The 22,349-nt window shown below is 38.8% G+C and carries 16 protein-coding genes; 14 read left to right on the top strand and 2 right to left on the bottom strand.

Going from position 1 to position 22,349, the window contains the following annotated elements:
• Nucleotides 1-8: 8 nt before the first annotated feature.
• The 5 genes from A9C19_RS17425 to A9C19_RS17405 all read left to right on the top strand — a co-directional run bounded on the left by A9C19_RS17425 (nucleotide 9) and on the right by A9C19_RS17405 (nucleotide 5,911).
• A complete protein-coding gene (locus tag A9C19_RS17425; RefSeq protein WP_072581107.1) occupies nucleotides 9-1,472 on the top strand; it encodes a CoA-acylating methylmalonate-semialdehyde dehydrogenase in 1,464 nt (487 codons plus the stop codon).
• Nucleotides 1,473-1,486: 14 nt separating this feature from the next.
• Nucleotides 1,487-2,842: an aspartate aminotransferase family protein gene (locus tag A9C19_RS17420; protein WP_072581106.1), complete on the top strand. Its 1,356-nt coding sequence runs from the start codon at nucleotides 1,487-1,489 to the stop codon at nucleotides 2,840-2,842.
• Nucleotides 2,843-3,064: 222 nt separating this feature from the next.
• Entirely contained in the window at nucleotides 3,065-4,297 is a 1,233-nt protein-coding gene (locus A9C19_RS17415) for a Zn-dependent hydrolase (protein ID WP_072581105.1), read from the top strand.
• A 571-nt stretch (nucleotides 4,298-4,868) separates the two neighbouring features.
• A complete protein-coding gene (locus tag A9C19_RS17410; protein ID WP_072581104.1) occupies nucleotides 4,869-5,168 on the top strand; it encodes a hypothetical protein in 300 nt (99 codons plus the stop codon).
• A complete protein-coding gene (locus A9C19_RS17405; protein ID WP_072581103.1) occupies nucleotides 5,165-5,911 on the top strand; it encodes an RQC-minor-1 family DNA-binding protein in 747 nt (248 codons plus the stop codon). The genes A9C19_RS17410 and A9C19_RS17405 overlap by 4 nt, the downstream gene beginning before the upstream one ends.
• Nucleotides 5,912-6,016: 105 nt before the next feature.
• Here the strand turns inward: A9C19_RS17405 and A9C19_RS17400 are convergent, their stop codons facing one another.
• The gene (locus tag A9C19_RS17400; RefSeq protein WP_072581102.1) at nucleotides 6,017-6,310 is read right to left on the bottom strand and encodes a 3-isopropylmalate dehydrogenase; all 294 of its coding nucleotides are present in this window, start codon (nucleotides 6,308-6,310) and stop codon (nucleotides 6,017-6,019) included.
• Nucleotides 6,311-6,898: 588 nt separating this feature from the next.
• On the opposite strand from A9C19_RS17400, the gene A9C19_RS17395 reads away from it, so the two are divergent.
• Together A9C19_RS17395 and A9C19_RS17390 are read left to right on the top strand one after the other, a co-directional pair.
• On the top strand, nucleotides 6,899-7,321 hold the full coding sequence (locus A9C19_RS17395) for a YhfM domain-containing protein (protein WP_072581101.1): 423 nt from the start codon (nucleotides 6,899-6,901) through the stop codon (nucleotides 7,319-7,321).
• Nucleotides 7,322-7,392: 71 nt separating this feature from the next.
• Nucleotides 7,393-8,691: a hypothetical protein gene (locus A9C19_RS17390; protein ID WP_072581100.1), complete on the top strand. Its 1,299-nt coding sequence runs from the start codon at nucleotides 7,393-7,395 to the stop codon at nucleotides 8,689-8,691.
• A gap of 56 nt (nucleotides 8,692-8,747) precedes the next feature.
• On the opposite strand, the gene katG is transcribed toward A9C19_RS17390, so the two are convergent.
• Nucleotides 8,748-10,943, bottom strand: a complete 2,196-nt coding sequence (gene katG, locus A9C19_RS17385) for a catalase/peroxidase HPI (RefSeq protein ID WP_072581099.1) — start codon at nucleotides 10,941-10,943, stop codon at nucleotides 8,748-8,750.
• A gap of 353 nt (nucleotides 10,944-11,296) precedes the next feature.
• On the opposite strand from katG, the gene A9C19_RS17380 reads away from it, so the two are divergent.
• The 7 genes from A9C19_RS17380 (at nucleotide 11,297) to A9C19_RS17350 (ending at nucleotide 22,336) form a co-directional block, all read left to right on the top strand.
• A complete protein-coding gene (locus A9C19_RS17380) occupies nucleotides 11,297-11,788 on the top strand; it encodes a YehS family protein (RefSeq protein WP_072581098.1) in 492 nt (163 codons plus the stop codon).
• Between the two features lie 25 nt (nucleotides 11,789-11,813).
• Nucleotides 11,814-12,521, top strand: a complete 708-nt coding sequence (locus A9C19_RS17375) for a M48 family metallopeptidase (RefSeq protein ID WP_072581097.1) — start codon at nucleotides 11,814-11,816, stop codon at nucleotides 12,519-12,521.
• A 253-nt stretch (nucleotides 12,522-12,774) separates the two neighbouring features.
• Nucleotides 12,775-15,144, top strand: a complete 2,370-nt coding sequence (locus tag A9C19_RS17370) for an Ig-like domain-containing protein (protein ID WP_072581096.1) — start codon at nucleotides 12,775-12,777, stop codon at nucleotides 15,142-15,144.
• A gap of 255 nt (nucleotides 15,145-15,399) precedes the next feature.
• Nucleotides 15,400-16,365 (top strand): glycine-rich domain-containing protein, encoded by a 966-nt coding sequence (locus A9C19_RS17365; protein ID WP_072581095.1) that lies wholly within the window; start codon nucleotides 15,400-15,402, stop codon nucleotides 16,363-16,365.
• 348 nt (nucleotides 16,366-16,713) lie between these two features.
• Entirely contained in the window at nucleotides 16,714-17,913 is a 1,200-nt protein-coding gene (locus A9C19_RS17360; RefSeq protein ID WP_072581094.1) for a DUF418 domain-containing protein, read from the top strand.
• A 203-nt stretch (nucleotides 17,914-18,116) separates the two neighbouring features.
• The gene (locus A9C19_RS17355; RefSeq protein ID WP_072581093.1) at nucleotides 18,117-19,592 is read left to right on the top strand and encodes a protein adenylyltransferase SelO; all 1,476 of its coding nucleotides are present in this window, start codon (nucleotides 18,117-18,119) and stop codon (nucleotides 19,590-19,592) included.
• A 383-nt stretch (nucleotides 19,593-19,975) separates the two neighbouring features.
• Nucleotides 19,976-22,336 carry a polyprenyl synthetase family protein gene (locus A9C19_RS17350; RefSeq protein WP_072581092.1) on the top strand — a complete coding sequence of 787 codons (2,361 nt, stop codon included), beginning with the start codon at nucleotides 19,976-19,978 and terminating at the stop codon, nucleotides 22,334-22,336.
• Nucleotides 22,337-22,349 lie beyond the last annotated feature (13 nt).

Raw genomic sequence — 22,349 nt, 5'->3', positions numbered from 1 at the left:
GATTTCAAATGGCAACTGTACGTACGGAAACAGTGATAAAAAATTATATTAATGGTGAATGGGTTCCTTCATCAAGTTTAGAAATAGTCGATGTACAAAATCCAGCAACCGGAGAAATTCTGGCGTCTGTTCCCCTATCAACTATGGAGGATGTTAGCCAGTCTGTTCATTCAGCAAAAGAAGCCTTTAAGACGTGGAAGAACGTTCCTGTTCCTAAAAGAGCTCGGATTTTTTATAAATACCATCAATTACTTACAGATCATCACGATACATTAGCTCAATTACTTGTTTTAGAAAATGGGAAGTCCTTTAAGGAGGCTTATGGGGAGGTTCAGCGTGGCATTGAATGTGTTGAATTTGCCGCTGGTGCTCCAACTTTATTAATGGGTGAATCGTTGTCTGGGATTGCAGAAGAGATTGATTCGGAAATGTTTCGATATCCATTAGGAGTTGTTGGAGGGATTGCCCCTTTTAACTTTCCAATGATGGTGCCGCTTTGGATGTTCCCTCTTGCGATAGCTTGTGGCAATACGTTTGTGTTAAAGCCGTCAGAAAGAACACCGTTATTAGCCAATAAACTAGCAGAATTGTTTACAGAAGCAGGTGCCCCTAAAGGAGTATTAAATGTCGTACATGGCGCACATGATGTGGTTAATACTTTTTTACAGCATCCAGATCTTTCGGCTATTTCATTCGTAGGGTCTCAGCCGGTGGCAAAGTATGTATACGAACAAGCTACGAGAAATGGGAAGCGAGTTCAAGCCTTGTCTGGTGCCAAGAATCATCATATTGTCATGCCTGATGCAAATGTTGATAAAGTCGTACAGCATGTCATTGGCTCTGCTTTTGGAAGTGCGGGACAAAGATGTATGGCTTGTAGTGCCGTTATCATAGTAGGTAATGGAGAAGAATTTGTTTCGGCATTACAGCAAAAAACAGATGAGCTCGTCCTTGGAGATGGCATGGATGAGGAAACCATGTTAACACCTGTTATTCGCAAGGAACAACGAGAAAAAATTATTTCCTATATTGAAAAAGGGATAGATGAAGGAGCTAGCCTCATTCGTGATGGTAGAAAGGATATTTTAGACAAATCAGACGGAAATTTTATCGGAGCGACTATTTTTGATCATGTGTCACCTGATATGACAATTGCTAAGGAAGAGATTTTTGGTCCAGTACTAAGTTTACTTCGAGCAGCTAATTTGGACGAAGCTTTAGCGTTCATTCAGAAATCACCCTACGGGAATGGAGCGACGATCTATACTAAGGATGCAAAAGCAATCCGACAATTTCGAGAAGAAGCGGATGCTGGGATGCTTGGAGTAAATGTGGGTGTTCCTGCAACAATGGCTTTCTTTCCTTTCTCCGGTTGGAAGAATTCATTTTACGGTGATCTTCATGTTAATGGAAAAGATGGTGTTAATTTTTATACACGTAAGAAAATGATCACATCTCGATTCGATTTTTAAAAGGGGGAGTCAAGATGTATTCTTTCGTTCAAGACAATGACAAACTGAATAAAAATGATGAGAAATATGTTTGGCACTCAATGAAGCCATATCAACCAGAATCCACGATGGTGATTAAACAAGCGCAAGGTGCGTGGATTACAGATATCAATGATCATAAATACTTAGATGCCATGTCAGGCTTATGGTGTGTAAATGTCGGTTATGGACGAAAGGAATTAGCCGAAGCAGCATACGAGCAATTAAAAAAATTAGCCTATTATCCATTAACTCAAAGTCATGAACCAGCCATTGAACTTGCTGAAAAGTTAAATGATTTGCTAGGGGGAGATTATGTTATCTTCTTCTCCAATAGTGGGTCAGAAGCTAATGAAGTAGCGTTTAAGATAGCAAGACAATACCATCAGCAAAAAAATGAACATAGTCGCTATAAGATCGTTTCTAGATATCGTTCATATCATGGGAATACATCGGGGGCTTTAGCTGCAACAGGTCAAGCGCAACGTAAGTATCGGTATGAGCCCCTTGCTCCAGGATTTATTCACGTTCCACCGCCTGATTCTTATCGAAATCCAGAAGCTGCAGGTCGATCACCAAGGGAGTTACAATCTGTGCAAGCGATCGATCAAGTGATGACATGGGAACTTAGTGAAACCATTGCCGCAGTTATTATGGAACCGATTATAACGGGAGGTGGTGTTTTAATGCCACCTGAGCAGTATATGAAAGGGGTAAAAGAGGTTTGTGAAGAACATGGTGCGCTTTTAATTGTGGATGAAGTGATTTGTGGGTTTGGTCGAACAGGTGCACCGTTCGGTTTTATGAATTATTCTGTACAGCCTGACATTATTACAATGGCAAAGGGGATCACAAGTGCTTATTTACCTTTATCGGCAACAGCTGTGAAAAGAGAGATTTTTGAAGCGTTTAAAGGCACAGATGAGTATGATTATTTACGCCATATTAATACATTCGGAGGGAATCCGACGTCTTGCGCGCTTGCACTAAAAAATCTAGAGATCATGGAGGAAGAAGATTTATTTAGTAGATCAAAAGAAATTGGTGCAAGAATGCGAGCCGAGTTGAAAACAAGATTACAAGATCATCCGTACGTAGGAGATATAAGGGGGAAAGGCTTATTAATTGGAATAGAGCTTGTTTCAGATAAAAAACTAAAAACACCCCTTGAAGGAAAGCTCGTCAATCACGTAATCGCTGGATGTAAACAAAATCAGCTGATTATTGGAAAAAATGGGGCAACAGTAGCTGGTTTTAACAATGTGCTAACCTTATCTCCTCCTCTAACAATTGATGAAGATGAAGTGAATTTTATCCTTACTACTTTGGTAGAAGAATTGAATAAAATGTAATGTAATTTTCGACGAATGAATCTTTATGAAAAGCTCTTTTCTTAATATGTTGCTATTTCATTCATACGTAATACTCAGGTAAGACAGAAAGGTAAAATGTACTCTCCCCATATGAAAAGCCTTGTACACAGGAGAAACATCTGCAACTTAGGATTTTACAGGAAAGCAATGATCTATCCGAAACCAGCCTTTTGAAAGGACCTGAATATAAGGAGTGATTTGATGCAAAGACAAAAGGTATTAATTAATGAAGAAAGATTAAAAAATGACATTGAAAAATTTGCTGACTTCGGTAGGACAGCTAAAAATGGAGTATCACGATTATCGTTATCCGAGGAAGATATCTCTGTTAGAGATTATTTCTGTAAAAGCTGTGAAGAGCTTGGAATGACTGTGAAATTTGATGATATGGGAACAATATATGCCACCTTGGAGGGGGAACAAAATAAACCGCCGATTGTCATTGGTTCACACTTGGATTCTGTTAAAAAAGGAGGACGATTTGATGGTTCACTAGGTGTTGTAGCAGGACTAGAAGTGATCAAGACATTAATTGAAAACAAGATAAAACCGTCAATTCCCATTTCCATTGTTAATTTTACAAATGAAGAAGGTGCAAGATTTGAACCTTCTATGATGGCTTCCGGAGTTCTCTCAGGGAGATTTTCAAAAGCTGAAATGCTCCAAAAAACAGATGCTAGCGGAGTTTCCTTCGCAGAGGCTTTGCAAGCTAGTGGCTATTATGGAAGTCAAGAAAATCGTTTGAAGGAAGCAACAGCATTTCTAGAATTACATATTGAACAAGGTCCTATCTTAGAAAGTGAGTCACTTTCAATTGGTATTGTTGAATGTGTGGTAGGAATGGTTTGCTATGAAATAGAAGTCACGGGAGAATCAGATCACGCTGGAACTACTCCAATGTCGATGAGAAAGGATGCGCTTTTTACAGCAACGGATTTACTTTCAGAAATTCGACAGCAGGTTGGAATAGTTGATCCTGACTTAGTGTATACAATGGGAAGAGTCAATGTAACGCCAAACATACACACGGTGATCCCGAATAAGGTCATCTTTTCCTTTGAAGCTAGACATAAAAATCCTGCAGTTATTCAGAAGGTAGAAGACATTATCCAACGCTTACCAAGCTCTTCCATGACTAGTGGTTGCAAAGTCAAAACAACGAAGCTCTGGGATCGCAAAACGGTGTTCTTTGATGAAAGTGTATGTCAGGTGCTAGAAGAATCAACGAAAGCACTAGGTTATCCATACAGAAGAATAGTGAGTGGCGCAGGTCATGATGCTCAATTTATTTCAAGCTACATTCCATCTGCGATGATTTTTGTTCCTAGTGCAAACGGTAAAAGTCATTGTGAAGAAGAGTGGACGGATTACGAGGAGTGTGCCAAAGGGGCGAATGTCTTGCTAGAAACTGTGATGAAAATATTATCAAAGTAGGGTACGAATGATAGGAGATTACTAGAATAGCAGGGGCATGACTACTTCGGGTGGTTGTGTCTTTTCATTATGTGATAGGCTGTTTTCGTATCGTTTGTTTGTTGTTTATCTGCAGTTTTTTCTCTCTTTATTATCATTCTTGCTTGCCAGGAAATTTTATGTGGAATGACTATATTTTCGTAAATGAATTAAGTTCATAACTGCTTATTTTAAAGAAAGGAAGACCTACTGAAATCAGATTCGTAGAATTCTCCCACTTCCCTCCATTCAACCTTCCAGTAGTTTTCGTTCAAAGAACCTATTTAAGAAGAAATGCCCGAAGAAGAGCAAAAGAAGAAATGAAACAATGGCTAACAGAAAAAGCAGTACGTGAAGCTAGTTTTCCTCTTAGAGAGGTACGATTTTTTTTCACCTTGAAGGCACCTGATCTCTAAGGATTCAATCTATGAACTTCATTCATATACCTATTTAACAGTAATTAGCTTTCTGGCTAAGGGGGATTTCACGTGCGATTTTTCAAATGATACAATGAATATAGGTAAGAAATGAATGTGAAATGGAGTGCGTAATAATGGTGAAAAAGAAATACGACACCTTATGGCCGGAAGCCAAAAAACGCTGTAGGTTAAATGAAGCAGATGTGAAAATGGCCAAGGAACTTGGGTTGACACCTAAAAGCTTACTGAAAAATATCCATGGGCCTAATCAAAAATGGAAGGCCCCGGTTAAACTGTGGATACGTGAGATGTATGAAGATAAGTTTGGGAAAGTTCTATCTATTCATAACGGAGAGCCTAAACAGCCAAAGAGACAGGCTGAAAAACAACCAGACCCTTTTTATGATATTGATGAGGAGGACTTACCGTTTTGAAAGCTAAAACCATTCAACTTACTCATGAAGAAATAAAAATCATCTTAAGAGCAGCTGATTCAATTATTGCAGAAGGTGGACGAACTCTTTTAGCAAAAATGTTAAAAGGTTCTCGGGAGAAGAAAGTGCTTGAACTAGAGCTGGACAAAAATCCTGCCTATGGTTTCTATAAGCAGGAGAAGCTCGAGGTCGTTATGGAAAAAATAGATTGGATGATCGATCATAGTTTCCTCACAACGGAATACTTTGGCAAGCTTCCCATGATCGTTTTCACCGAAAGAGGGTGGCTGATTGAATCTGACCAATATACTGATGAACTAATTCATGAATGGGAAAAGTGGATATTCCGAGGGAAGACGAAACCAGATATGAATTATTTAAAGGATCGAAACCGAGGGATGATTTTACTCATGCTACAAAAAATAAGAGAGTCAGGTAATAAGAGTTTCATTCCTTACTTAACGCTCTGGAAAGAGAATGAATATAAAAAATTCCAGGCGGAAATTAGTCAAACGATAAAAGCGATCGAAGAACAAGTACCGGTTGATGAAGCCGTGATACGTGAAAGGGAAAATAAAGTACAAGAAGCCTTGAAAGGGGTAACCCTAAACGATTATTCATTAAAATGCTTTGAGTGTGGAGAACGATTTGTTTTTCCTGTTGCAGAACAAAGGTTTTATAGACAGAAAGGGTTTAAACTACCGAAAAGATGTCCGGAATGTAGGGAGAAGAAGTGGAAGTAATGGACAACCCTATTTTAGAATTTTTTAAGCAGGAGTAATAGCATATACCTGCCCAACAATTGAACAAAACAGTGGAGGTGGCTTTAAAGCAATATCCACTGTGAATTAGGCTGTTTGGTTGTTATATCTTTTTATTACAGTAACTATAATGGCGATTATAAAAGCAATAGCACTATTTATTAATAAAAAGTACCCTACTTGTAAACCGTAAAATATTGCAAAAGGGTCACGAATAACGAAAAGTGCCAATATACCACCCATTCCCCCAAATAAACCTGCTGATAGTAATATCGCAAAGGCCCCAGAGTATAGATTTTGCTTTTTCTTGTACAATATGTATCCAATAACATTTGCAACAACAATAAAAAAGCCCATAAGAAGTATGAAAAAGTTACTCATTTACATTCCCCTTTCTCTCGCCTTATTTCCCACCAAACCATCTTATTGGAGAAATGAAGCGTTCATTGAAAACAGATTCCTTAGAAATTTTTATCGCTCTAATTATCATGAAAACAATTTGCTAATTAGACGGAAGGCCATCAAATAAGCTTCAGACATGTTCAATTAACCTACCCGTTAATTGAACAATCGCTTTATCTATATATTAACATAAAATCCCATAAAGCATTTGGAAGATCTTTTATTATGAATTACAACCCCACAGTTAACCAATCACTGTGCGTTTTTTTATGAATTTAGCGAAAATAATATAGCGATTCGAGTAGCGAATAGTGATGTAATTTGACATGTTGTATTGCAAAGCCGAACCTGTTAAGCTCTTACACGGTCTTTTTCTTTTTTGATTGCTAAGGTTGGGAGGAGTGGTGCGGTTAGTATTTGTGACAATAGCTTTTTTTATAAAAAAGTAAAGGACATGTTTACTAGATTTTGATAGAGAGATGAAAAATATTCCAAAAAAAAGCAGCCTAAGATGGTAAGATATTCATATTGAACATTTGAATACACATGAGAATGGAGAATAAGAACATGAAAAGGATAAAAGGATTTTTCTTACTAGTAAGCGCTTTTATAATTAGTGGATGTCAGAATGGACTCCCAGGGGAAGAAATGGTATTGCTAGATGAGAAGGTTGTAGAGGTGACTATTTCAAAATCGATGGGGACTGGAGATATTAATATGGAGGCTTTAAAGACCTTTAAGGATGAGTCATCACTGAAAGTCTTTGAGACAAGCATCCAAACGGCCGTCAAGAAGCAGGTAGAAGTAAGCGAAATTCCTGATTATGATCTCGCTGTTTCATACGGTGATGAATTTCCAGCACATGCCATCCACTTGTGGCTAGGTGAAGAAGGGAAGCCAAGTACACTAGCGTACATGGTTGGGGAAGGGGAAACCTATACGACGACAGTGAAGGCAACAGAGGAATTAAGAGCGCTGCTAGTAGAATGACTTGGTGACTTGGTGCCAGTCCCCCAGCGCTTTAACGCGCTGAGGGACAGGCACCAGAAAAGAGGTCAAACATGGATGAACGAATAAAGGAGTTAGTGGAGTTTACAAGGGATAAGTATGGGTTAGGTGATTATTTTTTGTATGATTATGAGTTGCATCGTAGTATGACGATTTTTAAGGAAACGGTTTATACATTAAGGATGGATTGGTTTCCGAATCATGAAGCGAATTGGGATGATGAAGAGTCTACTCCCACCGGAGCAGCTTGTATTGAAATCGATGTACATAGTAAAAAGCCTAAAAGCATTATTTTCGTTAAAGGTGTGTCCTATGCGGATGATCAACGAAGATTAGATGCTTCTAAGCGTGATGAACTGGCTGAGTGGATTGAATCTGAGACAGGTTTAACTTATGGCAAACAGTTTCAATTTTGGAAGGAAGAAGAGGGCGACGTTCATTTCAAAGAATGTGTAGATGGAGTTGCGGTGTCAGCATCAGGCTCGATACATATCAAGCTCGATGAGGAAGGAAAGCTCACTTTTTTCTCAGTCAATGGACAGTTTCCTATGGACGGTTTCATTGAGCGAAACCAATTTGCCCTTTCACTGAAACAAGAGCCAATCATGGAGCTAGCAAAGAAACAGCTAAAATTAGTAGAATTTCCAATAATGAAGGAAAAGAAATATGTCCTTGCCTATGCAATGGAAGAGATCTATGTGAGAAACGATGGGATAAGAACGATTCCTTTTGATGTAATCGTAGACGTTCGTTCTTACTTGCCAGTTAATCAAGTATTAGAATGGGATAATGAGGTTAAGGAAGGCCAGCCTCCATTTCAGAGAAGACCACTTACTTATAAGGAAGAAATCCATCCTGATCAGGCATTTCAATTAGAAGAGCATCCCGATGTGAAAAAATTGGAGCGGGATGAGATGAATAAATGTATAGAAGCGTGTAAGGGATTACTAAGACAAAAGTATCCAAATGACTCAGGGGAATGGGTAGTATCATCACTGCATAGGGAAAAGGGGTACATACAAGCTATTTTAAGAAAAGTTGGACATGTTGGACATCAAGCTCAGCATGTTTTTCAACGCAAGCTTTTGATTTTTATTGATCCAAACGGGTTTAAAGTAGTGAGTGATATGGGTAATGAGTTATTAATTGATATGTATAAAGAGTTTAAAAAAGCAGATGATGCGACGGTTACAAGAGATGAGGCGTACGAGAAGCTCAAGGATAAGTTTGAGTTAAAGCCTTATTATGTATATGACTTTGAAGAAGAAAGGTATGTACTGTGTGGGAAGGTTGATTGTTACTACGCGGTAAAGGCAAGTACGGGTAAAGTTGTTGGGATGAATGAGCTATAAAAAAAGGTGCCAGTCCCCCGCTGCTTTAAAGCGGTGGGGGACTGGCACCAGTATGATTATGCTTTTAAGTCAAAGCGATCTGCGTTCATTACTTTCACCCATGCAGAGATGAAGTCACGTACGAATTTTTCTTTGTTGTCTTCTTGAGCATATACTTCTGAGATTGAGCGTAGTACTGAGTTTGAACCGAATACTAGGTCAACTCTTGTAGCTGTTCTTACGACTTCACCAGATTTACGGTCGCGTCCTTCATACACACGTCCTTCTTCAACTGGAGTCCACTCGATTCCCATATCTAATAGGTTCACGAAGAAATCGTTTGTTAGTGTACCTACACGATCAGTGAATACGCCGTGTTTTGTGTTAGCAAAGTTTGTTCCTAGAGCACGCATACCACCGATAAGAACAGTCATTTCAGGAGCTGTTAAGTTAAGAAGCTGTGCCTTATCAACTAATAGCTCTTCTGGGCTTACGCTGTATTCTTTCTTCTGGTAGTTACGGAATCCATCTGCAACTGGCTCTAGAACGTCAAAGCTTTCTGCATCTGTTTGTTCTTGTGTAGCATCACCACGACCTGGTGCGAATGGAACTGTTACATCAAAGCCTGCGTCTTTCGCAGCTTTCTCAACTGCAGCAGTACCACCAAGAACGATTAAGTCAGCTAGGCTAACATTTTTATCTAAATGTTTTTGAATATCTTCGTATACAGCAAGAACTTTCTCAAGCTGTTCTGGTTGGTTTACTTCCCACTCTTTTTGTGGAGAAAGACGGATACGTGCACCATTTGCACCACCACGGTTATCAGATCCGCGGAATGTGCTTGCAGAAGCCCAAGCTGTTGTTACAAGCTCACTGATTGTAAGACCTGAATCTAAGATTAATACTTTGATTTTTTCTACTTCTTCTTCTGTTAATTCATAATCAACAGTTGGAACTGGATCTTGCCAGATTAATTCTTCTTGTGGAACCTCTGGACCAAGGTATCTAGCTTTTGGACCCATGTCACGGTGAAGAAGCTTGAACCAAGCGCGAGCGAATGCGTCAGCAAATTCCTCTGGATTCTCGTAGTAACGACGAGAAATTTTTTCATAAGCTGGATCCATACGTAATGCCATGTCAGCTGTTGTCATCATTGTTGGAACACGTACTGATGCATCCTCTGCATCTGGTGCAAGGTGATCTTCAGCTGGATTAATAGCCTTCCATTGATGTGCACCTGCTGGGCTCTTCGTTAATTCCCACTCATAACCGAATAATAATTCGAAGAATCCATTATCCCATTGTATTGGGTTAGCTGTCCAAGCACCTTCAATACCACTAGTGATGGAATCGCGTCCTTTACCAGATCCGTGTGAACTAATCCAGCCTAAGCCTTGTGCTTCGATTGGAGCAGCTTCTGGTTCTGGACCTACAAGCGCAGCATCTCCCGCACCGTGTGCTTTACCGAATGTATGACCACCAGCAACAAGTGCTACTGTTTCTTCATCATTCATTCCCATACGAGCAAATGTTTCACGAATGTCACGTGCACTTGCGATTGGGTCTGGGTTACCGTCTGGACCTTCAGGGTTTACATAGATAAGCCCCATTTGAACCGCAGCAAGTGGGTTCTCAAGATCGCGGTCACCTGAGTAACGGTTAGAACCTAACATCTCTGTTTCAGTACCCCAATAAATATCTTCTTCTGGATGCCAAATATCAGCACGTCCAGCACCGAAACCAAATGGCTTAAGTCCCATTGATTCTAATGCAACGTTACCTGTAAGAAGTAATAAATCTGCCCATGAGATTTTGTTACCATATTTTTGTTTAATTGGCCATAATAGACGACGAGCCTTATCAATGTTTGCATTATCTGCCCAGCTGTTTAATGGAGCAAAGCGTTGTGCACCAGTTCCACCGCCACCACGGCCATCACCTGTACGGTAAGTACCTGCAGCATGCCATGACATACGGATGAACATTGGACCATAATGACCGTAATCAGCTGGCCACCAATCTTGGCTATCTGTCATTAAAGCGTGTAGATCTTTTTTAAGAGCGTCATAATCTAGCTTCTTAAACTCTTCTGCATAATTTAACTCTTCCCCGAAAGGATTTGATTTTTTGTCATGCTGATGAAGAATGTTTAAGTTTAATTGATTTGGCCACCAGTCTCTATTTGTTGTACCACTTTTAGCTGTAGTTGTAGCACTACCAGTACCAAAACCCATTGGGCATGTACCGCCATCATTAGAATGAAGATTTGTCATAATCGTTTCCTCCTTGTAAGTAAAAAATATGAGAATGTATGTGTTGAAAATGTGTGAATAAAATGAGAATCGTTATTACTTTATAATAATACTAAACTAGGACGAAGATTTCAATAATAATTATTATTAATTTGTAATTATATTAAAAATAACTCAAAATCCCCTCAATGTGAATACTAAATCGGATCGGAAATCCAACTTTATATTCTATGAATGAAGCTTGTTCATTATCTTTTTTATTTCTACAAACGGATCGAGGTCAGGGCTAGTTTCTTCTCTCTTTAACATATGGTAGGATTAATAGTTATGAGGAAAGCCTACGTAGTTAACAGGTAATGAATGGAGGATAAATAATGGATAATAACGATATTTTAATTCGATTACGATATGCCCTAGATATAAAAAATAAAGATATGGTAGAAATTTTTAAGCTAGGTGGAGTGGAAGTAGAGATTACGGATATTCCAAGGCTCCTTACCAAAACAGATTCTTATGAAGCAGAAGATCAAATCGAATGTGACAATAGAACGCTTGCCGCCTTTTTAAATGGCTTCATCATCTTTAACCGAGGACTACCGAAGGCTGAGCAAGGAGAGGCTGTAAGACCTGAGCCTCCTATTACAAGTAAGACAAATATGAATAATCTTCTATTAAAGAAGGTGAAAATTGCCCTCTCTTTAACAACAGAAGATATGCTTGATATTTTTAAAGACGGAAATATTAAGGTAACAAAAGGTGAGCTTGGTGCTCTGTTACGAAGAGAAGGACATAAAAATTATAAGCAGTGCGGTGAGAATTTCGGCCGTAAATTTTTAAAAGGACTTGCTGTAAGGTACAGATCATAAAAAAGTGAGTAAATAAGGTGAGAATATGTTCCACACATATAGAGGAGAAACCATTCGCTTTGAAACAACCTATAAAAATCGTTCATCCGTAGGCTTAACGATTGATGCCTACGGAACAATTGGCGTGTTAGCTCCAAAAGGAATGACTGAGAAAGAAATAGGTCATCAGCTCGAAGCGAATTGGGACGTAATCCTGCACTCAATAAATGAAATAAATGAACGAAGAAACGGTGCAAAAGAAAGAGTGTATGAGCAAGGAGAACCCTTTCTTTTTCTTGGAAGGAACGTACCGATTAAAGTGACTGAAGAGCCAACTCTTGAGAAGGACTATGTTATTTTAGAGGATCACTGTCTCAAAGTCCATGTACGCATGCGATCCGATGAAAAAGTGAAGCAAGCAATTAAACGCTTTTATTATCAGCAATGTAAAGCCATTGTTGAGAAAAGAGTGCGTGAAAATCAGAGACATTTCAAAATCACACCCACTTCCATACGCATTTCGGATAGTAAAACAACATGGGGAACTTGTGATTCTAAAAGGCAGTTAACCTTTAATTGGAGGCTTGCGATGGCTCCTATGGAGGTCATTGACTACGTCGTTGTTCATGAAATGTGTCACTTGCTTCATCTTAATCATGACCGATCGTTCTGGCGTCTTGTCGGAAGGATTATGCCGGATTATAAGGAAAAAGAAAAGTGGCTGGCCCTGTCACATTGGAAGATGACTGTGTAGTTTTTTGTACGTAATAGCTTGTTAACGATATAGAAAGAGAAGAGCTATTCTTCTTAAGCATAAGGAGAGAGGAAATTTTGTTCCGAATGGGATTCTTCCTAAAGCAACACTTATAAGAAAATTGTTATGATCGAACTCCATTCTATATGGAGTTTTTTTCTACTTTTAACCCAAAATAAATGATAGTCTTTTTGATAGTTCCTGTGTACAATTTAGAAGCTAGGCACATTTTACAGTTTGTGGGGGATAATGAATGAGAAGGGGATTTTTCGTACTGTTTGTATTAGGGTTCATGTTTAGTAGTTTATTACCGATCATAACAACTGCCAATGGTTCAGTGGCTGTTGCTGGAGAAGCTTTTTCTCCTGAATTTGCTACACAAGGTACTTTTCCTGCTCTTTCACCTGATGGAAACACGGTTTTTGTTGGGAAGGGACGAGTAAATCATCATGTAGAGAATGAATATGTAGTAGGAATGTACGATGTAAAAACAGGTAAGCTTTTGAAAGAGATAAAAAGTAATAATGGTTCAGAGTATTATTCCTATAGTCCTAATGGTAAGTATCTTTATTCAAAAGGCAATTCTACGATTTTCTTAGATGGGGAAAATGGGGAACAGCTTTTTTCCTTACCATATTATTTTCCTGAAATCTCGTTTCAAGAGACAAATGATGATCTTGTAGCATTTGTTTACTCAACCTCTCAAACACTTTTAGTATCTAATAAACTAGTCGTCTATGATCTGAAAAATAAAGAAGAGCTTTTTGAAAGAACATATGACGATGAAGTCACAATGAAAGTAGCATTGCATCCTACAGAGCCTATCGTTGCCATATCTAGAGGCTTAAATATAGAAATAATTAATTATCAAACAGGGACAACTGTTGCAACGATTAATAATCCTTTTAACCTTGCAACAAAAGACAGCTATCATGCAATAAGGATTCTCTTATATAGTCCGGATGGGAAAAAGCTCAATGTAAGTAGTGGGATTGTAGGGAATTATCCTCTGAAGCAGTTTGACACGTCAAGTACCTATACAACATATACGACGGTAGATGTGTTTGCTAATGAGAAAGTAAAGGATAGAGAAGGATTACCTAAAAAAATAACCTACAATCAATCACATTCAGAGTTATACTTGCATTCCCAAGGGAAAATGAAGCTGTATGACAGTTCAACTAGACAATACAAAAATGAGATAAAAGGTGATTTGGACACAATTGTCTTTTCTAAGGATATGAAAAAAATAGCCTATACAAAGAACTATTGGATGAATTCGGGAGACGCCCCGACTTATATTGAGGTAAAAAATTACCCGATCAAGACAAATACAGTCAAACGTATCGAGTTCACCGATCCTTATATTCAATTGAGACAAGGTAAATCAACCTATTACGGATTAGACTATATAAATGACCAGAACCAAAGGGTACTATTGGAGCCAAAAGAGATTAAGCTGGAGCCATTTGACAAAGATATTGTGGAAATTGATTCTTCAAATAAAATTCTAGCTAAGAAGCCAGGTAGTACCATTTTAAAAGCAAGCTATAATGGGTTAGTAGATTATATAAGCATTGAGGTTCAGAGCCTTTCTATTTCAAAAATAATTGTTGATCCATTGTATAATTCATCAATGGCGATTACGGGGAAAGCTCCGTCTAACATTACGATCTTTGCCTTTCAAGGTAATCGTCATTACCAAGTGAAAACCTCTGGAAGTGGTTCATTTAGGATTGATCTCGATAAGCCACTAAAGGAAAATACAACACTCGCTTTTATGTACCATTTAGAAGCTGTTGATCCAAACAGTCGTGGAACGGATTATCTATTTGAAAATGTTATTCGTGATACCGTGTCACCAGAACCACCGGTTATTACACATGTTAATGAAAAGACTGGATACGTGGAAGGAAAAACAGAGCCTTACGCTTCCATCACAACATCATACTCAAATAGTATCAATGTAGCTTCGCAGAGTACATCTCATCCTACAACTGTAAAAGCAGATAAGTATGGAAAGTTTAACATGCAGTTGTCAGCAAAAAGCTTAGGTGGAAAAACCTTAAAAACTATTTCGAAGGATTTAGTAGGGAATAAGAGTAAAGAGACCGTAACTAAAGTAATTGATAAGACGCCACCAAGTAAACCAACAGTCAATACGATTAGTGACATAGCAACTTCTGTGCAAGGAAAAGCCGAGGCTGGCTCGACAGTCTATGTGGTAAAAGGGTCTAAAAGTATTGGGAATGGAAAAAGCGCTAGTAACGGAACATATACCATTAAGATACCTAAGCAGGCATCAGGAACTACATTAACCATCTATGCTGTGGATGCGGCTAAAAACAAAAGTACTACTACATCAGTAAAGGTTGTTAAGGCACCGTTAACACCGACAATTCCAACGATAACGAATAAAACGGTTAACGTTTCAGGTAAAGGTACTCCATCTACGACGGTGTATATTAAAAATGGCTCAAAGGTTATTGCTTCAGGGAAGGTAACATCAAAAGGCACATACTCGTTAAAAATACCGAAGCAAAAATCAGGTCAAAAATTAACAATACTCGCAAAAAGTAGCGCAGGTATATACAGTGGTACCAAGACGGTAACGGTAAAATAGAATAATGAAAAGAGCTTGGGAGAAAGGGAACCAGGCTCTTTTGTGTTGGTACGAAAAGCAAAAAGTCCACTAGTTCCTCTATGTCTTATGCGAGTTTTTGCTGACTGTTAATTTAGTCCCTCAATGGTCTTGAAGATTCTTGAATATACAACTTTAATAGGATCAGAATAATTTGAAACTTTCTCCTTTTTTCTGCGTATAATTGACATAGATGTTTTTATGTAGACTTATCCTACAGGAAATGGGGAGATGATTATGGCTGGAATATTTATTGGAGTTGTTCTTTTGATCTTTGTCCTTGCTCTCATATCTAGCTTGAAAAAAACAAATAGAAGAACGCCCTTGAGAAATCAACCACTGCCTGAAAATTTAGGGATTAAGCTGGAAGGTGGGATGGCGATTCTAAACGAATTAGACAAGAGCCTACCGACCTCTTATGAAGAAAATGTAAAAAATCGTGTGTTGCGTGAGAATCCTAGGTGGAAGGATCATGAGTTTGATTGGGCTTTCTTTGAGTTGAAACGCTATTTTGTGATGAACAGCTTGTTAAAATCTGTTCCGATGTTTAGTGAGCCCGTTGATGAAGTATGGCACGAGATGCTGATGTTCACACGTGAATATGATCAGTTCTCTAAGAAGTTTTATGGAGAAAAGCTCCACCATATGCCGAATCTTGAGAGTACCCCAATTCCTGGAGAACGAGCGTTTTTTGATTGGGTGTATTTAAGCTTATTTGAATCAACGGCAAACAGTCGAAGTATTTGGGGAGGGTTTTTGAAGCATCCGATTAAGCGAGAAGTGCTTGATGATTTTAGAACCTTGTCACATGGAGAGTTGCTTGCAAACTATTTTAGAAGCGGCGACGACTGGCTTGAGGAGAAAACGTATATCATTGAAAAGCTGAAACGGGAAATTAAAGATGCAGATAGTGTGAAACGTGAGAACAAAGGGTTCGAGCGCTCTCATTCCAGAGACGAATCTCATATTTATTCTTATGCGTTAGGAGCGGCTGTTTTTTACTCTCTTTACGAAGAGGATCAGTTCGAGAGTGGAATGAGTGATATCATTCCAAACGAGTATTATAAAACGGAAAATCATGGTGGAGGAAGCTCCTGTTCAGGGTTTAGCTGTAGCAGTGGCGATTCAGGACATGATTTCGGTGGTGGAGATGGAGGCGGTTCAAGCTGTTCTAGCTGCGGTGGAGGATGTGGCGGAAGTTAACTAGTTAGCTGGACAAAGCCTGTAGTGTGAATGAAGAGGATTTAGGGGAATAGGTGATAATTCATTGAATGAGCATAAGAAGACATTCAATTGTTATATGTGGATTGCCTTTTTGAAAAAGTAGTGCCAATCCAAGCTATTCAAACTAGTAAGAAATATAGAAACAAGCCATCACTTTAGATAGGCTTGTTTTCGTTTTTATGAGGTGCTCTGTATGACAGGATACACCAAAGATCGGGTGGTGACAGGCACCAAAAAAGCCCTGAAAAAACGCGCACCACAAGAGCTGGAAAATGGTAAAATAATAGTGGTTATATTTGACAAAATACGGGGGGAGACAGGCACCAAATGAATAGAATTGTTTCGATTGATATAATACGTGGGTTTGCTTTGTTTGGGATTTTCTTGGTGAATATGCCTGCGTTTCATTCGGCGGAGTTTATGCGGATGATTTATGGGGTGGAGCGAGAGGTTGATGGCGCTGATTATTGGTTGGATTTGTTTTTTGCTTTGTTCATTGATATGAAGTTTTTTACGATTTTTTCTTTTTTGTTTGGGCTAGGATTTTATATTTTTATGAGCCGAGCGGAGGAAAAAGTGTTACGCGTAAAAACTCTCTATTTAAGAAGGATTTTAGTGCTTTTTCTTTTTGGCGCAGCACATCTCGTCCTTTTATGGTTTGGTGACATCTTACATACCTACGCGATTACAGGATTATTACTCTTATTTTTCTATAAGCGTAAAGTCAAAACCATCCTTATTTGGGCGTTCAGTTTATTGTTTGTGTACAATGCTTTGATGAGTATGCCTTTACTCATACCAAGCGATCTCTATGAAGCCATTCAAGAGGAGTACCAGCCCTATTATGAAGAACATGCAGATGAATATGTGGAGATGTATAAAACAGCAAGCTACACGGAATGGGTTTCATACAGATTTAATACAGAGGTCGTTGTTATTTTAGGGAACATGATTGCTAATATCCCTCCGATTCTTGCCTTATTTCTTTTTGGATTGGCTGCCGGAAAAGTAGGGATTTTCAAGCGAACAGAGGAGTTTATCAGCCTACTGAAAAGAATACAAATGTGGACCATGGGAATTGGAGCTGTTTTGGTGACAATGCTTGCCCTTTATAAAACGGAAATCCTTGATATGGGTGTTAAGACTTCTTCCGTAACTCAGCTATTTACAAGCTTAAGTGGGGTTGTCCTTTGCTTTTTCTACATTTCGACTTTAACGCTTCTCCTCCAAAGGGAAAAGTGGCAGCAACGACTTCGTCCATTAGGCTATGCTGGTCAGATGGCTTTAACAAATTATTTAATGCAGACAATCATTAGCCTTACGATATTTCTAGGCTTTGATTTATATGAAAAGGTAAGTCTGTTAACAGGAACACTGCTTTGCCTTGTGATTTTTAGTGTGCAACTTTTTGTCAGCTCGCTATGGCTCAAAACGTTTCAATATGGACCTTTCGAATGGATCTGGAGAATCATGACATACGGTAAGCTTTTACCGATAAAGAAAAAATCATTTGCAAAAGACTCTTAATTTTTAATGGGTGTAGATCATTTAGATCTATGCTCTTTTCTTTTCTTACGATCTTCTTGTTAACAGCATGTTTTATCTAAAAATATGAGTGGAGAAAAGCACAAGATTACCACTTTGATGTGAAGGTATAATACACTTAAAGAAGTGGACATTAAAAATAGATTTTGACAAATACTATAATCATGTTGATTAAAGGAGACAAGATGATGAATTCTACTGAATTACATCAAAAAGGATGGAATTTAGATAATAGCTATTCCAATCTGCCAGAAACCTTTTTTACTAAGCAGGAACCGGAAGCTGTGAAAGCTCCGAAAGTAATAAAACTAAATCATGAGTTGGCGAAAGCTTTAGGTTTTCATCCTGAGGACTTAGAAAAGCAGGACAGTGTTGAGGTCTTTGCTGGTAATCGCTTACCAAATGGGAGTGTCCCACTTGCACAGGCATACGTAGGTCATCAATTTGGCCATCCCAATATGCTTGGTGATGGGCGAGCTATTTTACTTGGAGAACAAGTGACACCAGAAGGCAAACGAGTCGACATTCAGCTTAAAGGAGCTGGTCGCACACCATATTCCAGAGGAGGAGATGGCAGAGCGGCATTAGGTCCGATGCTAAGGGAGTATATCATAAGTGAAGCCATGCACGCACTTACGATTCCAACGACAAGGAGCCTTGCTGTTGTGGCCACAGGGGAATCAATAGTACGTGAGACAGAGCTTCCTGGAGCAGTGTTAACACGGGTTGCTGCGAGTCACTTGCGTGTAGGGACATTCCAATATGGGGCGAATTTCAGTACAGTAGAGGAACTGAAGGAATTAGCGGATTATACAATTCAGCGCCATTTTCCTCACATTAAGGACGATGAAAATCCATATCTATCTTTATTGAACGAAGTGGTAAAACGACAGGCAGCTCTACTTGCAAAATGGCAGCTTGTAGGCTTTATTCATGGTGTGATGAATACAGATAATATGACAATCAGTGGCGAAACGATAGACTATGGACCATGTGCATTCATGAATGAATATGATCCAAAAACTGTGTTTAGCTCTATTGATACGCAAGGTCGCTATGCATATGGTAATCAACCGAAAATAGCCGGCTGGAACTTAGCACGATTTGCAGAAGCATTACTTCCTTTATTTGGTGAAGAAAAGGAAGAAGCTCTCAAGGTTGCCCAAGAAGCTGTTTTACGCTTTCCACCACAATATGAAGAAAATTGGCTAACAGGAATGAGAGCCAAATTAGGAATTATTAATGAGGAAGAGCAAGATGAGGTACTTATTAAAGACTTGCTGCAGTTAATGGAGAATCATCAGGTAGATTATACAAATACATTCCTTTCTTTAACGTACGACCATGTGACAGAATCTGAATTATTTGAGACGAAGGATTTTAAAGAATGGCACCAAAAATGGCATGAAAGACTGAGCAGGCAAAAGGATTCAATGGAAGCCTCTAAGGAATTAATGAGAAGACATAATCCAGTTGTGATCCCCCGTAATCATCGGGTGGAAGAAGCGATTGAAGCGGCTGTTCAAAAGGATGATTACAGTGTGATGGAAAAACTTCTAGCTGTTCTCTCATCACCGTTTGAGCTCACACCTGATAAAGAAGAATATTGTCACACCCCACCAGATTCAGATGAGCCTTATCAAACCTTTTGTGGGACGTGACAACAAAAAATACATCACTTTATCTGAGGTGGTGTATTTTTATTTTCCTTAACATCTTTGTTTTGGATAGAGGTTGTTTTCACATAGTTTATTGATTCCTAATAAAACCAAGTGCAGAGATTTTCCCTTGGGTACACTTTTACTTACCATGGTATTACGTGTAAATGATGACGATATTTTTGAATATGAATACCAATTAGCAACAAAATGTAAGAAAACCAAATATCTCTACGGACACGTTTTTTCCTAGACAAAAAACTTTGCAAAAACAAGTAAAAAGTAAAAACTGATATCTTCATAATATGGTAAGCTTCTAGTAATAAAGGTCTACTTACATCCGTATATTTAGAAGAGGATGTAGGAGGAAATTGAGGTAGAAATAGATGCAAACTCAGCGAAACGGAAATGTTGATCAAACATATATGAAAGCAGAACAAAAGGCAGCTCAGTACCTTCAACAACTAATGAAGGAAGTGGACAATCAAACATATGCGAATCGTTTAGCGAACGATTTTCATGAGTGGAAGAAAGATCACATCCACCATCCATTAAAAAGGTTGATTTCCCATTCAACTAAGTCTTATGCAAAACATTATCAAGGCTACTTATCCCAGCTTGATACATCAGGAAAATTGGAGCGTTACTTAGAGCGAAGCATCGCCTATCTCTATATGAGGGATTTGGGAAAAGCGCTAAATAGCCAAGGTACGCAGGAAAGAATAAAGAAGGTTGTCCAAAGCATAAAGCCTAAGCTCTTAGCCAATACATCGGATTCTCAAGAGTTATTTAGTATGTCAAGCTTGTATAAAGAAGCGCAAAAAGAGGGAATCGAATTAACGATGATCTGGGTAATGAACAAGCTAAAGGATGTGTCAGCGCATATTCCAGAGGTGATGGATGCAGAGCAAGCTAAGCGAAAGTTGATTAAGCTCATTGCCGGTGTTCTCATGCATGCTGTGGAAGAAATGCCTGAATCGATTACGAATGAAGAAAGAAGGCAAAGGCTTGACCAAGCGATCCGACTTGGATATTGCTATGGAATGACCTATCCATTCATTGATGATCTTCTTGATGCCAAGGTATTATCTGAAGAAGAAACAAAACAGTATACAAACAATATTAGGACTGCACTTACGACTGGAGTTGTACCGGATTTAGGAGTATGGGAAGGTGAAAATGGAGAGCTCATTACCTATATTCATAAAGAGCTACGAGAAGCATTTGAGTATATCACGTCACAGCAAACAGCTGAGAACCTAACTTCTTTTCTTGAACAAGCATATGTATTCTTTCAAGCTCAAGAAAGTGATCGTTTAAAAAACTTAGATAATAAGGACTATACTAATGAAGAGTTATATATTCCAGTCATATTGAAGTCCGCATCCTCGCGTTTTATTGCTCGTTCTGTGTTGTCAACGGAGGAAGACGAAGGATTTGAAGAACGAACGTTTTTTTATGGCATTTATAATCAGCTATCGGATGATTTTTCAGATATGTTTGATGATCTGAAGAACGGAGCTGTCACACCATATACGTACTTTCTGCAGCATCATAAGCATCGATCCGATTTACTAAATCCCTTTGAATTATATTGGGCAGTTATTACGTATTTACTTCATGATGTGTATGAAAAGGATGAATTAACCCGTGAAGTCATTCTAGATCGAGCGATTAATGGCTTAAAAAGGTATAAGGAAAAAAATGGTTTAAAGAAATACAATGAAGTGATGGGGATTTTTGCGCCAAAGAATTCGGCCTTTCAGCAGCTTGTACAGAATATGGTAAAGAAGGCTGATGAAGTTGATTTTCTAGATAAACTTCTTCGAGATCACATCCTAGCAGAGTTGAAGAAAAACAAACAAGAAAAAGAGGAGTTTTCATCAACCGCTAAGGAAGTTCGAGGTAAGATAAATAACGTGCTTCCCCTTTTAAAAGGAGATTCGATTGAGAATGATCCGATTATTGATGCGGCGAACCATAGCTTAGTGGGAGACGGGAAAAGATTGCGTCCCATTATAATGTGGATGGTGGGTGTGAAGGGGTATGGTCTTGATGAAAAGGAGATATTCCCGCTTTTAAAATCTCTAGAATACATGCATACAGCCTCCTTAATCTTTGATGATTTACCTTCTCAGGATAATGCTTCCTATCGGAGGGGGAGACCAACCCTACACCGTATACATCCGGTCGCGACCGCTGAATTGACAGGACTCTTTTTAACGCAAAGAGCAATCAAGGAGCAAACCTCGCTTCAAGCCTTCAAGCCTGAAAAAGTGGTTGAGGTCATCCATTATTCGGCAAAGCTAACAGAAGAGATGTGTAAGGGACAGGAAATGGATTTATCTTCAAGGGGGGAAGCTTTATCACTGCAGCAATTGAATGAGCTTTGTTACTTTAAAACAGGCCTGGCATTTGAGGCAGCACTCGTTATGCCGGCTATTTTAGCTAACGTTGGAGAAGCTGAAATTACTAGATTAAAAGCCTTTGCGTATCATGCCGGCATTGCCTTCCAAATAAAAGATGATCTGCTTGATGTAGAGGGGGATGAAACAAAGCTTGGTAAATCCCCGGGGATGGATGAGGAAAACAATAGCTCAACATTTGTCACAGTGTTGGGGATTAATGAAGCCAAGAAAGAAATGTGGCAGCATTATTGTAAGGCAATGGAGGAGCTAGAGAATCTACCGCCGCAGCTTAGGTTTCTAACGTTTTTGTTAAATTATATGATTCATAGAGATTATTAACGATTTCATAGCA

This window comes from Bacillus weihaiensis (assembly GCF_001889165.1).
GTDB classification, from domain to species: domain Bacteria; phylum Bacillota; class Bacilli; order Bacillales; family Bacillaceae; genus Metabacillus; species Metabacillus weihaiensis.
The sequence above is the reverse complement of the archived record's forward strand: the minus strand, read 5'-3'. Positions and strand labels throughout refer to the sequence as shown.